This window comes from Serratia sp. NCCP-200 (genome assembly GCF_059697885.1).
Genome location: NZ_BAAKUJ010000005.1, coordinates 18,885 through 32,640, shown reverse-complemented (window position 1 = coordinate 32,640; position 13,756 = coordinate 18,885). Strand labels below are relative to the sequence as shown.

Below are 13,756 nucleotides of genomic sequence, written 5' to 3'. Positions count from 1 at the left end.
CTGAAAGGGTTTTAAGATTAATCTTCCTAATTTATCTGTGAGGTAAGGTATAAGCGAGCTTTGATAAAAATGCCATACGTAGTAATGATTATTGTGCGAATTTGCTATTGATAAAAATTCTTATTTACCAAGATGGGTAAGTACCCATGGATAATTGATGGTTTCTTAATTCAGCGGGGTGTTTTAATTTTAAATTAGATAATTTGTATTTTAATTGCCATTTAAATTAGCTGCCATTACATAGTTAATTTATTAAAATCAATAGCTTAATTTTTTTATGCTAAATGTTTTACTTGTTTTATAACTGGTGCTACCGGGGGGAGAAAATAAGATAATTACATTACAAAATTAACGGTTTTTACAAGTTTTATTGGCATGTCTTTGCGGGCTAATAAAGAGATGTTTTTTGAAAGTGTGAGGCTAATGCTTTTTATTTATTAGTTATGCTACTGATTTCTCTATGCGTCATAAGAAAACCTTCATGTTCTGGGGTGAGGAGACGTGGCGGACCACGCCTGGCTGACCTATAGCATGGTGTAGGCTTTTTTCAGCCCGGTGTCTTCTTCGGGATCTGCACCTTGGGGATGGGCGGGCTCTTCTTCAGGCAGCAGTTCCGCCAACGGAGCTTCTGCTAGCGGATCGGGAGCGGCCTCCGGCGCTGGCATCGTATCTTGAATGGTCTGCTCATCGAACGTCGGGTTTAATGCCGGGGAAAGTGGGGAGCTGGAGAGGCTGTCTGGCATGGCGATATGGGGCACTGGCGCATCTTGTACAAACTGCGACTCATCCTGTTTGACCGTTCTGCTGAAGGCCATAATCAATAGGCCACACAGTGCGAAAAACACGTACAGGATATTCCCACCCAAAGGCTGGATCAGCGCACCGACGGCCAGCGGCCCGATGCTGGCCCCCACGCCAAATGCCATGAGCAGACAGGCAGCCAGGGAGACGCGGCGTTCTGGCTCAATCATGTCGTTGGCCAGCGCTACCGCCAGCGGATATAGGGTGAACTGCAACATGCTGACTATGAAGCCGACGATCAGTAACACCGGGAAATCGATATGGGGCAACAGAGCCAGCGGTAAGGCGGCAATCACCAGCAGTAGTGCATTAACCCGCATCAGCAACGTGCGGTTGTAACGGTCTGACAGCCAGCTCAGCGGAAACTGCGCCACTAGCCCGGCAAAGATAGCTATGGCCATAAACAGACCGGTTTGCTGAGTGGTCAATGCCTGCTGGCTGGCATATACCGGTGCCAGCCCGTAGAAGGAACCTACCACCATGCCGATCACCAGCGTGGTGGCCAACACTTTAGGAATGGCATGCACAAAATAGCGCAGCTCCATCGGGGCGGGCGACATATGCCGGGCATTGGTACGGGTTGTCAGGGCGATCGGCACCAGGCAGAGGGAAAAACACAGCGCGATGAGCAGCAGCGTGCTGATGCCAAGGTTGGCTTGTAGCATAAGCACAATCTGCCCCAGCGACATGCCAAGGTAGGAGGCCGCCATATAAAAGCCGAATACCATGCCGCGCTGATTGGATTCGGACTGATCGTTCAGCCAGCTCTCCAGCACCATGTACTGGCACATCATACACAGGCCGATAATCAACCGCAGCACCACCCAAACCGGGATGTATTCCGTCAGGCCGTGGCCCAGCACCGCGGCGGTAATAATCCCGGCGCAGGAGACATAGGCGCGGATATGCCCTACGCGGGCAATCAGAAAGTGGCCGACCTTGCCGCCGATCACCAGGCCGATGTAGTTGGCGGCGATAATGGCCCCGATCAGGGCGCCACTGACGTTGATGGAGGTTAACCGCAGGGAAATGTAGGTGGTCAGTAACCCTGAACCCAGCAGCATCAGCAGGGTGGTGGTATACAGCGGAAAGAATACACCTAACGTTTTTTTCACTCGGCCTTCCTGTTTTAGTCGAAGATTGAGGCAAACGGGTTTGCCGCAACAAGCTGGACGTATCCCCGATACTAGCAGTTAGTACAACGGCTTAAAACCGCAGCACTGCGAAGCGCATGGCATTTCGGCCGGTAAAATGCCGTAGAGGCTTGATAAATGCTACCATCAGGCGCATATACATTGATTGATTCAAAGGAGAGTCCATGAGTGAGAAGCGGTTGCGTGAGCTCAGTATTGCCGTCGGACAAAGGCTAAAGGCCAATGGGCGTTGGATCAGCTGTGCAGAGTCCTGTACGGGCGGCGGTATTGCCAAGGCAATTACCGATATCGCCGGCAGCTCGGCCTATTTCGATCGCGGCTTTGTCACTTATAGCAACGCGGCAAAGCACGAACTGCTAGGGGTGGCGGAAGCGACCTTGCAGGCTCATGGCGCGGTCAGTGAGGAAGTGGTGCGCGAGATGGCGCAGGGCGCGATGCACGCGGCCAAAGCCGATCTTGCGCTCTCGGTCAGCGGCATTGCTGGCCCAGACGGTGGCAGTGTGGAAAAACCGGTGGGTACCGTCTGGTTTGGTTTTGCCGAACGTTCCGGCCGGGTGCTGGCGCGCAAAATGCAATTTACCGGCGATCGCGATGCGGTGCGCCTGCAGGCAACCCTTTTTGCGCTGCAAACGGCGCTTGATGAATTTTTGTAAAATTAGGCTTGATACTGTATGACCATACAGTATAATTAGCAGCAATTTCCTGCACAACATACATTCAGCGGCAATGTGAGTCACACTGACATTGCGCAACGAAGGAGCAAAAATGGCTATTGATGAGAACAAGCAAAAGGCGTTAGCTGCAGCACTGGGCCAGATTGAGAAACAGTTCGGCAAAGGCTCCATCATGCGTCTGGGTGAAGACCGCTCCATGGACGTAGAAACGATCTCCACCGGCTCGCTGTCACTCGATATCGCACTGGGCGCAGGCGGCTTGCCAATGGGCCGTATCGTCGAGATTTATGGCCCGGAATCCTCCGGTAAAACCACCCTGACTCTGCAAGTTATTGCCGCTGCACAGCGCGAAGGTAAAACCTGTGCGTTTATCGATGCCGAGCATGCGCTGGATCCTATCTACGCCAAGAAACTGGGCGTGGATATCGACAACCTGCTGTGTTCTCAGCCGGATACCGGTGAGCAGGCGCTGGAAATCTGTGATGCGTTGACCCGCTCTGGTGCGGTTGACGTCATCATCGTTGACTCCGTAGCGGCATTGACGCCGAAAGCGGAAATCGAAGGCGAAATCGGTGACTCCCATATGGGGCTGGCGGCACGTATGATGAGCCAGGCCATGCGTAAGTTGGCCGGTAACCTGAAGAACGCCAACACCTTGCTGATCTTCATCAACCAAATCCGTATGAAAATTGGCGTGATGTTCGGTAACCCGGAAACCACCACCGGGGGTAACGCCCTGAAGTTCTACGCTTCTGTCCGTCTGGATATCCGCCGTATCGGTGCGATCAAAGAAGGTGATGAAGTGATCGGCAGCGAAACCCGCGTGAAAGTGGTGAAGAACAAAATCGCTGCACCGTTCAAACAGGCAGAGTTCCAGATCCTGTATGGTGAAGGGATCAACAGCCGTGGCGAACTGGTCGATCTGGGCGTAAAACACAAGATGATCGAGAAGGCCGGTGCCTGGTACAGCTACAACGGTGAGAAGATCGGTCAGGGTAAGTCCAATGCCTGTAACTTCCTGAAAGAAAACCCGGCCATTGCTGCGGAACTGGATAAAAAACTGCGTGACCTGTTGCTGCACAGCAATGGTGAAGCGGCTGCTGCCAGTGCCGAGAAGGCCGATGACAACGAAGCAGAAACCAGCGAAGAGTTTTAATCTTTGCCGGTGGGTATACGCCCCTTAGGGCGTATACCGATCACCAAGGCTTGCAGATATGAATGATGTAGGTTCCCAATCTGCGGGTAATCAGCAAAATACGTTGATTAGCCGTGCGATGCGGCTATTGTCCCAACGCGATCATAGTGAAGCCGAACTGCGCCGCAAACTTGCGGCGCCGCCATTTATGGCTAACGCCAGATTCGGTAGCAAATCCCCTACAGAACCCCCCGAAGAACCCGTCGATCCTGCAATCATTGAACAGGTGATTAGCTATTGCTACCAGCATAACTGGCTGGACGATCGGCGTTTCGCCAATAGCTTTATTGCCAGCCGCAGCCGCAAGGGATATGGCGCGCAACGCATTCGTTCAGAACTGATGCAAAAGGGCGTAGATAAAGAAATAGTGCAGGACGCCCTGGCGGAATGCGAAATCGACTGGTGTGAGCAAGCCAGGGAGATCGCGCTGCGCAAATTTGGCGATCCGTTACCGGTAGAATGGAAAGAGAAAGCCAAGGTGTTGCGCTATCTGCTCTATCGCGGCTTCTTCCAGGAGGAAATTCAGTCGATTTATCGTGATTTTGCGCAATGAATGCACACGGCGTTTTACTTCCCCCCGAAGAAAATTTATCTTATCCCCACATTTAGTTCGTGAACCAGAGGATATCGTCAGGATGTCGAGCCTCTTTCACGCATCGTTATTCTAGTCTTTCCGGGAAAATTATGAGCAAGAGCACCGCTGAGATCCGTCAAGCGTTTCTCGATTTCTTTCATAGTAAAGGCCACCAGGTTGTAGCAAGCAGCTCCCTGGTACCTAACAATGATCCGACATTGCTGTTTACCAATGCCGGCATGAACCAATTTAAAGACGTTTTCCTGGGGCTGGACAAGCGCGCCTACTCGCGTGCCACCACTTCACAGCGTTGCGTGCGTGCCGGTGGCAAGCACAACGATCTGGAAAACGTCGGCTATACCGCCCGTCACCATACTTTCTTTGAAATGTTGGGCAACTTCAGCTTCGGTGACTATTTCAAGCACGATGCCATCAGCTACGCGTGGGAACTACTGACCGGTGAAAACTGGTTCAACCTGCCGAAAGAAAAGCTGTGGGTTACTGTCTATGAGACCGATGACGAAGCCTTCGACATCTGGCAGAAGCAGATTGGCGTGCCTGCGGAACGCATCATCCGCATCGGCGATAACAAAGGCGCGGCCTTTGCTTCTGATAACTTCTGGCAGATGGGCGACACTGGTCCATGCGGCCCGTGCACCGAGATCTTCTTCGATCACGGCGACCATATCTGGGGTGGCCCTCCGGGTAGCCCGGAAGAAGATGGCGATCGCTATATCGAGATCTGGAACATCGTGTTCATGCAGTTCAACCGTCAGTCTGATGGCACCATGCTGCCGCTGCCGAAACCTTCGGTGGATACCGGCATGGGCCTCGAGCGTATCGCTGCGGTGCTGCAACATGTCAATTCCAACTACGAAATCGATCTGTTCACCACCCTGATTGCCGCCGTCGCCAAACTGACCGGCGCAACCGATATGGGTAACAAGTCATTGCGCGTGATTGCGGACCATATCCGTTCTTGTGCCTTCCTGATCGCCGATGGCGTGATCCCGTCGAATGAAAACCGTGGCTACGTGCTGCGCCGTATCATTCGCCGCGCGATCCGTCATGGCAATATGTTGGGCGCGAAGGATACCTTCTTCTACAAGCTGGTTGCTCCATTGATCGAAGTGATGGGCCCGGCTGCCGACGAACTGAAGCGCCAGCAGGCACAGGTTGAGCAGGTACTGAAATCCGAAGAGGAACAGTTTGCCCGTACGCTGGAGCGCGGTTTGGCGCTGCTGGATGACGAACTGGCCAAGCTGCAGGGCGATACCCTGGATGGCGAAACGGCATTCCGTTTGTATGATACCTACGGTTTCCCGGTGGATCTGACCGCCGACGTCTGTCGTGAGCGTGGTCTTAAGGTTGATGAACATGGCTTTGAGCAGGCCATGGAGGCTCAACGCCGCCGTGCGCGTGAGTCCAGCGGTTTTGGCGCGGACTACAACAGCCTGATCCGTGTTGACGGCGCAAGCCAGTTCAATGGTTACGATCGCGAAGAACAACAGGCGAAAGTGACAGCTTTGTTCCGTGATGGTCAGCCGGTGGATGAGATCCATGCGGGTGAAGAGGCCGTTGTGGTGCTGGACGAAACGCCATTCTATGGCGAATCGGGTGGCCAGGTCGGCGATAAAGGCGTGCTTAAAGCGGCCGGCATCGAGTTCGTGGTGAGTGATGCGCAGAAATATGGCCAGGCTATCGGACACCTGGGCAAGCTGGCTAGCGGCTCGCTGAAGCTGAATGACCGCGTTGATGCGGTGATCGACAGCGAACGCCGTAACCGTATCCGCCTGAACCACTCCGCCACTCACCTGTTGCATGCGGCATTGCGCCAGATCCTGGGTGAGCACGTAGCGCAAAAAGGCTCGTTAGTTAACGACAAGTACCTGCGTTTTGACTTCTCGCACTCCGAAGCGATGAAGCCAGAACAAATCCGCGCGGTAGAAGATTTGGTTAACCAGCAGATCCGTCGTAACCTGTCGGTGCAGACCGAAGTGATGGCGCTGGATGATGCCAAAGAGAAGGGCGCGATGGCACTGTTTGGCGAGAAGTACGATGACCACGTGCGTGTGCTGACGATGGGCGATTTCTCTACCGAACTGTGTGGCGGTACGCATGCCAACCGTACCGGTGACATCGGCCTGTTCCGCATCCAGAGTGAGTCTGGTACCGCAGCCGGTATCCGTCGTATTGAAGCTGTGACGGGTGAAGGGGCGATAGCGACCTTGCATCAACAGAGTGACTTGTTACAGGATGTTGCTCACCTGGTGAAGGGTGACAGCAATAACCTGAGTGATAAAGTGCGTGCGGTGCTCGATCGCACTCGCGCGCTGGAAAAAGAGCTGCAACAGCTGAAAGATCAGCAAGCTGCGCAGGAAAGTGCTTCGCTGTCGAGTCAAGCCAAGCTGGTCAATGGTGTGAAGCTGCTGGTCAGCCAGCTGGATAACGTTGAGCCGAAGATCATGCGTACCATGGTTGACGATCTTAAAAATCAGCTGGGTTCTGCGATCATCGTGTTGGCCACGGTGGAAGAAGGCAAAGTCAGCCTGATTGCGGGTGTTACCAAAGATCTGACCGACCGGGTTAAGGCCGGCGAGCTGATCGGCAACATCGCACAGCAGGTTGGCGGCAAGGGCGGTGGACGCCCTGATATGGCAATGGCTGGGGGCAGTGATGCCAACGCCTTGCCTGCGGCATTAAACAGCGTAGAGGCCTGGGTGGCCGCGAAACTGTGAATATAAATAAATAGGCGCGTTACTGACGCCGTAAGCCACTGTGGCTTATGGCGTTTTTAGACTGTGCTAACACAATGTAGTGACAATTGCGGGAACAAAGTTTTCCAGGTCGGCTAAACTTATTCTTAATCTGGAGTGACACCAAGTCTGCTTACATTTATTGTGGGTTCTTGACTTACGTTTTCACTGCATATAATGGATAATGGCGGGGAAACTGAGAGACCCGACTCTTTTAATCTTTCAAGGAGCAAAGAATGTTAATTCTGACTCGTCGAGTTGGTGAAACCCTCATGATTGGCGATGAGGTTACGGTCACAGTGCTAGGGGTTAAAGGCAACCAAGTTCGTATTGGTGTGAATGCCCCCAAAGAGGTGTCTGTTCACCGCGAAGAAATCTACCAGCGCATCCAGGCCGAGAAGTCTCAACAGACGACTTACTGATTTCTAAGTAGCGTCTCGTTCTATAACGAGACGCTTCTTGCTTCTCTTGACCCGTTGTCCCCCTTCTTTTCACGCTTGCTGTTATCTCCCCCCACTTTTTTGCCAATAATCTTTCTCCTGCGATCAGACTCTTATCCGCGGTAGCACGGCATTTTCTTGTTGATAAAGCACTCTTTTTGCCGCGAAATCACTCATGTTGCCTGTGATTTGTGCAAACGCGCGAGAGTTGGGAAAAATTGTTTGACTTATAAACCCACGAAAGTAATATGTGCGCCACGCAGTGCCGATGAGCTTCTTTAAAGCAAGTTAGGCACGATTCGCAAGAAGCGTACTGGTGAGGTGGCCGAGAGGCTGAAGGCGCTCCCCTGCTAAGGGAGTATGCGGTCAAAAGCTGCATCCGGGGTTCGAATCCCCGCCTCACCGCCATTTGCATCCATAGCTCAGCTGGATAGAGTACTCGGCTACGAACCGAGCGGTCGGAGGTTCGAATCCTCCTGGATGCACCATATTTTGCAGTATGGTGGGGTAGTAACGACATACCATACGGTATCAAAAAAGAATTCCTGTGCATCCATAGCTCAGCTGGATAGAGTACTCGGCTACGAACCGAGCGGTCGGAGGTTCGAATCCTCCTGGATGCACCATTCTTCAAGTGAAGTTTCACGGAACGAAACCCATCGCTAAAAAAATAAAACTGCATCCATAGCTCAGCTGGATAGAGTACTCGGCTACGAACCGAGCGGTCGGAGGTTCGAATCCTCCTGGATGCACCATATTATAATGTACCTATCGCGAACGCTAACTCGTAGATAGATACAATATGGAAGGTAGCACTAGGGAGGATAACGTTGCACTGCAACGGCCCAACGGGTGAAGCGCTTGCGCTGAATAATCCTCCTGGATGCACCATATTATAGAGAAACCCGCTTCGGCGGGTTTTTCGTTTTCTGCTTTCCAGTTTCCGTCTTTGCTTCTTATAAGCTCTCTTCTACACCGCATTTTCCGTCATGCTCTGGCAGCGACAACCTTTCGGCTTTACGCTAAAGTAGCTTTCTTTGCTCAATGGTCATGGAGTCACGATGTACGATCGCTATCAGGGGCTGATCTTCGACATGGACGGTACCATTCTGGACACCGAGCCAACGCACCTCAAGGCGTGGCACGAGGTGTTGGCACGTTACGGAATGAAGTTTGATGCGGCCGCCATGACAGGGCTGAACGGTTCACCTACCTGGCGCATTGCTCAGGCGGTGATTGCCGCACATCAGGCCGATCTCGATCCTCATCAGCTGGCCGCCGAGAAAACCCGCGCGGTAGAAAGCATGCTATTAGACACGGTGCGCCCGTTACCGCTGATTGAGGTGGTGAAGTCTTATCATGGCCGTCGTCCCATGGCGGTAGGGACGGGCAGTGAGCACCGGATGGCGGAGATGTTGCTGCGTCATTTAGGGCTGTTCGACTGCTTTGATGCCATCGTCGGGGCTGATGATGTTCAACGCCACAAGCCGGAGCCGGAGACTTTCCTGCGCTGTGCGGAGTTGATCGGTGTGCCTCCAGAGCACTGCGTGGTGTTTGAAGATGCCGATTTCGGCATTCAGGCCGCCAGAAGCGCCAATATGGCCGTGGTGGACGTTCGCACGTTGTGAGTAGTACGCTGGCGGTCATGTCGCTGTTTGGCAGCAGCTTCCTTAGTGCGACGCTGTTGCCTGGCAATTCAGAGATCGTGTTGGTTGCGTTGTTGACCAACAGCAGCGCTTCACCAGGTTTACTGGTGCTGGCTGCAACGTTGGGAAATACCCTGGGTGGGTTGACCAACGTCATTATCGGGCGCCTGTTACCGGCGTTGAAACCACAACGCGGGCTGGAAACGGCCCTTGGTTGGTTACAACGCTTTGGCCCGGCTGCGCTGTTGCTCAGTTGGGTGCCGGTTGTGGGCGATTTATTGTGCGTGTTGGCAGGCTGGCTGCGCATGCCATGGGGCTTTGTCACGCTGTTTCTGTGTATCGGAAAAGCGTTGCGTTACATCATCTTGACGATGATCACGCTGCAGGGTATCGCCTGGTGGCATTAACCAAGTGAATATAACTCAATATTCTCTAGGGAGCGGATTCAGTATGCTTACAGCTATCGTTTTTAGAAGCGGGAGGTCAATTTGATCCCGGACGTATCACAGGCGCTTTCTTGGTTGGAAGCCCACCCTCATGCATTAAAAGGGATCCGGCGCGGTATTGAGCGTGAAACACTGCGGGTAACCGCAGATGGCACGCTTGCCAGCACGGGTCATCCAGAACAACTGGGGGCGGCATTAACGCACCATTGGATCACTACGGACTTTGCCGAGGCGCTGTTAGAATTTATTACACCGGTTGATGATGATCTCGATCACTTGCTGACGTTCCTGCGCGATATCCATCGCCACGTGGCGCGCAATCTGGGTGATGAGCGCATGTGGCCGCTGAGCATGCCGTGCTTTATCAACGCCGAGCAGGATATCGAACTGGCGCAATTTGGCACCTCCAACGTTGGCCGGATGAAAACGCTGTACCGGGAAGGATTGAAGAACCGCTACGGCGCGTTGATGCAAACTATTTCCGGGGTGCACTACAACTTCTCCCTGCCGCTGGAGTTTTGGCAGGCGTGGGCCGGTGTTGAGGATGAAGAGAGTGGTAAAGAGCAGATCTCTGCGGGATATTTCCGCCTGATCCGCAACTACTACCGCTTTGGTTGGGTGATCCCGTATCTGTTCGGGGCATCGCCCGCCATCTGTTCCTCGTTCCTCAAAGGCCGTGAAACCGATTTGCCGTTTGAGCGCAATGAACGGGGCATGTGCTATCTGCCTTATGCCACCTCGCTGCGCCTGAGCGATCTGGGCTATACCAATAAGTCGCAGAGCAATCTGGGCATTACCTTTAACGATCTGCAAACCTATGTGCAAGGTCTGAAACGCGCTATTGCGACGCCTTCAGAAGACTATGCCAAGCTGGGAGTGAAAGAGGGCGATCGCTATCTGCAACTGAACAGCAACGTGTTGCAGATCGAAAACGAACTCTATGCCCCGATCCGGCCAAAACGCGTCACCCACAGCGGTGAGACACCGTCAGATGCGCTGTTACGCGGCGGTATCGAATATATCGAGGTGCGCTCGCTGGACATCAACCCATTCTCGCCAATCGGTGTGGATGCGGTGCAGGCGCGTTTCCTGGATCTGTTCCTGGTGTGGTGCGTATTGGCGGATGCGCCAGAAATGAGCAGCGATGAGTTGCTGTGCACCCGTAAAAACTGGAACCGGGTGATCCTGGAAGGGCGTAAGCCAGGCCAGACTATTGGCATCGGCTGTAACGATACCCGTGAACCGTTGGATAAGGTTGGTAAGGCGCTGTTTGACGATCTGAAGCGCGTGGCTGAAGTGTTGGATAGCGAAGCGGGCGATCGGCAATATCAGCAGGTGTGTGAACAACTGGTGGCGGCGTTTGACGATCCGGAGCTGACCTTCTCGGCCCGTATCCTCAAGAAAATGAAAGCGCAGGGCACCGGTAACGTTGGCCTGGAACTGGCGGAAAAATATCGCAAAATGCTGATAGAGGAACCGTTGGAGCTGCTGACCGAAGAGCAACTCGCTCAGGAGCAGCAAGCCTCGTGGCAGCGCCAGCGCGACATAGAAGCCAGTGATACGCTAAGCTTTGAACAGTTCCTGAAGGAAAACGGCGGGGGCTGAAAAAGAAAAAGGCCACATCACTGTGGCCAAATACACATCTCTGAAAACAGTGATGATGATAACAAATGCGCGTCTTTCATAGATTAAGACCCGCAGGGTTGGAAAAGGTTTCATCGGTACGAAAAAAGTTTCTAAATAAATTCATTTTACCAAGAGGTGATGACATGCCACTGCTGGATAGCTTTACCGTAGATCATACTCGCATGGCGGCTCCGGCTGTCCGCGTTGCTAAAACCATGCAAACTCCTCATGGGGATACCATCACCGTATTCGATCTGCGCTTCTGTCGCCCGAATCTGGAAGTGATGCCAGAGCGTGGGATCCATACCTTGGAACATCTGTTCGCTGGCTTCATGCGCGACCATCTGAACGGTGACGGCGTGGAGATCATCGATATCTCACCAATGGGCTGCCGTACCGGCTTTTATATGAGCCTGATTGGCGTACCGGAAGAGCAGCGCGTGGCCGATGCCTGGCAAGCCGCGATGGCCGACGTCTTGAAGGTGACTGACCAGCGCAAGATCCCTGAACTCAATGAGTTCCAATGCGGTACCTACCATATGCACTCGCTGGAAGAGGCGCAGGAAATTGCCAAGCATATTCTTGAGCACGGTGTGGTAGTGAACCATAACGAAGAGCTGGCGCTGCCGAAAGATAAGCTGCAAGAGCTGCACATCTAGGCCCTCACCCCAACCCTCTCCCACAGGGAGAGGGAGCTGATAGTCCCTGCTCTTTTGGAAGTAAAGAGGTTATCTCAACAAATCACTCGCCCCTTCAACCTTCGCTGTTTATGGAGAATCACGACACTTTCAACCTAACCGCTCGCCCCTTCAACCAAGGTGAGTCGGCCGATGCTTATGAAGAATCACCCTACTTTCAGCCTAACTCGATCAGCTCTTTTGCAAGTAAAGAGGTGATCTCAGCCTAACTCGATTACCCTTTCATTCACCGGTGCTTAGGGAGAATCACCATACTTTCAGCCTAACTCGATCAGCTCTTTTGCAAGTAAAGAGGTGATTTCAGCCTAACTCGATTACCCTTTCATTCAGCGGTGCTTAGGGAGAATCACCATACTTTCAGCCTAACTCGATCGGTTCCCTCTCCCTGTGGGAGAGGGTTAGGGTGAGGGGACTAGTGGTTCTGTACGCTGGCCTGTAAGGATTTAATCGGCGTGACGCGCACCTGCTTGATCATATTATCCTGCACGTCAAGGATATCGATATCATAGTGGCTGATACGCAGCCTGGTCCCGATGCTGGGGATCTCCTCCAGCTCTTCAAGCAGCATGCCGTTGATGGTTCTGGCCTCGGTGGCTGGTAGCGTCCAGTTGAAGGCCTTGTTCAGCTCACGCACGTTGGCACTGCCGTCGATCAATACCGAGCCATCGCTCTGTGGATTCACTTCCTCCGCCAGCGTAGGTGACATTGAGGTGGTGAAGTCGCCGACGATTTCTTCGAGAATATCCTCAACCGTCACCAGCCCCTGGATATCACCATACTCATCGACCACGATGCCGACCTTCTCTTTGTTGCGCTGGAATTTCACCAGTTGCACATTGAGTGGTGTGCCCTCTGGCACGTAGTAGATCTCATCGGCTGCCCGTAGCAGGTTCTCTTTGTTGAACTCTTTTTTCTCGGTCATCAGCCGGTAGGCTTCGCGTACGCGCAGCATGCTTATGGAGTCGTCCAATGAATCCCGATACAACACGATGCGGCCGTGTGGAGAGTGTGTCAGCTGGCGCATGATCGATTTCCAGTCGTCGTTGATATCAATCCCGACGATCTCATTGCGCGGCACCATGATGTCTTCCACCGTCACCTTCTCCAGATCCAGCACAGAAATCAGCATGTCCTGATTACGGCGCGAAATCTTCGACTGGGACTCGTTCACAATGGTGCGCAACTCCTCTTTACTCAACGCGCCGCTGATACGTACGTTGGTGCGGATGCCGAAAATCCGCAGCACCAGGGTGGTAATGCCATTGAGCAGCCATACCAGTGGGAGCATGACTTTTTGCAGCGGGGCCAGCAGGAAGCTGCTAGGGAAGGCAATTCGTTCAGGATAGAGAGCGGCAAAGGTTTTGGGTAACACTTCGGCGAACAACAGTACGACAAAGGTCAGGACCCCGGTGGCGATTGCCACGCCAATATCGCCGTAGAGGCGCATCCCGACAATGGTTCCCAGCGCAGAGGCCAGGATATTGACCAGGTTGTTGCCAATCAGCACCAGGCCAATCAGGCGGTCAGGCTTTTGCAGCAGCTTCTCTACCCGGCGTGCGGCACGGTTGCCTTGCTTAGACAGGTGGCGCAGACGATAGCGGTTGAGCGTCATCATGCCGGTTTCGGATGCTGAAAAATAAGCGGAGACCACGACCATAATCACCAAAATGAAAATGAGGGTCTCTGTCGAAACGTGCTCCAACGCGGTATTCCTTATGTTGGGTGAGAAGGGTGCCTAGGCAGGGC

11 protein-coding genes and 4 tRNA genes are annotated in these 13,756 nt (G+C 53.1%); 13 read left to right on the top strand and 2 right to left on the bottom strand.

Going from position 1 to position 13,756, the window contains the following annotated elements; genetic code table 11:
• Nucleotides 1-524: 524 nt before the first annotated feature.
• A complete protein-coding gene (locus AC6HVW_RS16825; RefSeq protein ID WP_059199883.1) occupies nucleotides 525-1,916 on the bottom strand; it encodes an MFS transporter in 1,392 nt (463 codons plus the stop codon).
• 203 nt (nucleotides 1,917-2,119) lie between these two features.
• Here AC6HVW_RS16825 and pncC point away from each other — a divergent pair, with 203 nt between their 5' ends.
• The 13 genes from pncC (at nucleotide 2,120) to luxS (ending at nucleotide 11,971) form a co-directional block, all read left to right on the top strand.
• Complete coding sequence (gene pncC, locus AC6HVW_RS16820) at nucleotides 2,120-2,608, top strand: nicotinamide-nucleotide amidase (RefSeq protein ID WP_059199884.1); 489 nt, start codon at nucleotides 2,120-2,122, stop codon at nucleotides 2,606-2,608.
• A 112-nt stretch (nucleotides 2,609-2,720) separates the two neighbouring features.
• Nucleotides 2,721-3,785: a recombinase RecA gene (gene recA / locus AC6HVW_RS16815; protein WP_024485175.1), complete on the top strand. Its 1,065-nt coding sequence runs from the start codon at nucleotides 2,721-2,723 to the stop codon at nucleotides 3,783-3,785.
• Nucleotides 3,786-3,843: 58 nt separating this feature from the next.
• Nucleotides 3,844-4,377, top strand: coding sequence for a recombination regulator RecX (gene recX / locus AC6HVW_RS16810; RefSeq protein WP_024485176.1), 534 nt, complete (start codon nucleotides 3,844-3,846; stop codon nucleotides 4,375-4,377).
• A gap of 131 nt (nucleotides 4,378-4,508) precedes the next feature.
• Nucleotides 4,509-7,136 (top strand): alanine--tRNA ligase, encoded by a 2,628-nt coding sequence (gene alaS / locus AC6HVW_RS16805; protein WP_186487140.1) that lies wholly within the window; start codon nucleotides 4,509-4,511, stop codon nucleotides 7,134-7,136.
• A 254-nt stretch (nucleotides 7,137-7,390) separates the two neighbouring features.
• Entirely contained in the window at nucleotides 7,391-7,576 is a 186-nt protein-coding gene (gene csrA, locus AC6HVW_RS16800; protein WP_004091602.1) for a carbon storage regulator CsrA, read from the top strand.
• Nucleotides 7,577-7,909: 333 nt separating this feature from the next.
• Nucleotides 7,910-8,002 (top strand) — tRNA-Ser (locus tag AC6HVW_RS16795).
• Nucleotides 8,003-8,005: 3 nt separating this feature from the next.
• Nucleotides 8,006-8,082: transfer RNA gene (locus tag AC6HVW_RS16790), tRNA-Arg, on the top strand.
• A gap of 61 nt (nucleotides 8,083-8,143) precedes the next feature.
• A tRNA-Arg gene (locus AC6HVW_RS16785) sits at nucleotides 8,144-8,220 on the top strand.
• Nucleotides 8,221-8,272: 52 nt separating this feature from the next.
• Nucleotides 8,273-8,349 (top strand) — tRNA-Arg (locus AC6HVW_RS16780).
• 306 nt (nucleotides 8,350-8,655) lie between these two features.
• Nucleotides 8,656-9,222, top strand: coding sequence for a fructose-1-phosphate/6-phosphogluconate phosphatase (gene yqaB / locus AC6HVW_RS16775; RefSeq protein ID WP_071682369.1), 567 nt, complete (start codon nucleotides 8,656-8,658; stop codon nucleotides 9,220-9,222).
• Nucleotides 9,219-9,647, top strand: coding sequence for a YqaA family protein (locus tag AC6HVW_RS16770; RefSeq protein ID WP_039996317.1), 429 nt, complete (start codon nucleotides 9,219-9,221; stop codon nucleotides 9,645-9,647). Before yqaB ends, AC6HVW_RS16770 begins: the two co-directional genes overlap by 4 nt.
• Before the next feature lie 81 nt (nucleotides 9,648-9,728).
• Nucleotides 9,729-11,291: a glutamate--cysteine ligase gene (gshA, locus tag AC6HVW_RS16765; protein WP_059199887.1), complete on the top strand. Its 1,563-nt coding sequence runs from the start codon at nucleotides 9,729-9,731 to the stop codon at nucleotides 11,289-11,291.
• A gap of 164 nt (nucleotides 11,292-11,455) precedes the next feature.
• Nucleotides 11,456-11,971, top strand: a complete 516-nt coding sequence (gene luxS / locus AC6HVW_RS16760; RefSeq protein ID WP_071682368.1) for an S-ribosylhomocysteine lyase — start codon at nucleotides 11,456-11,458, stop codon at nucleotides 11,969-11,971.
• Between the two features lie 451 nt (nucleotides 11,972-12,422).
• Here luxS and AC6HVW_RS16755 read toward each other — a convergent pair whose 3' ends face one another.
• Nucleotides 12,423-13,712, bottom strand: a complete 1,290-nt coding sequence (locus AC6HVW_RS16755) for an HlyC/CorC family transporter (RefSeq protein WP_021808138.1) — start codon at nucleotides 13,710-13,712, stop codon at nucleotides 12,423-12,425.
• Between the last annotated feature and the right edge of the window lie 44 nt (nucleotides 13,713-13,756).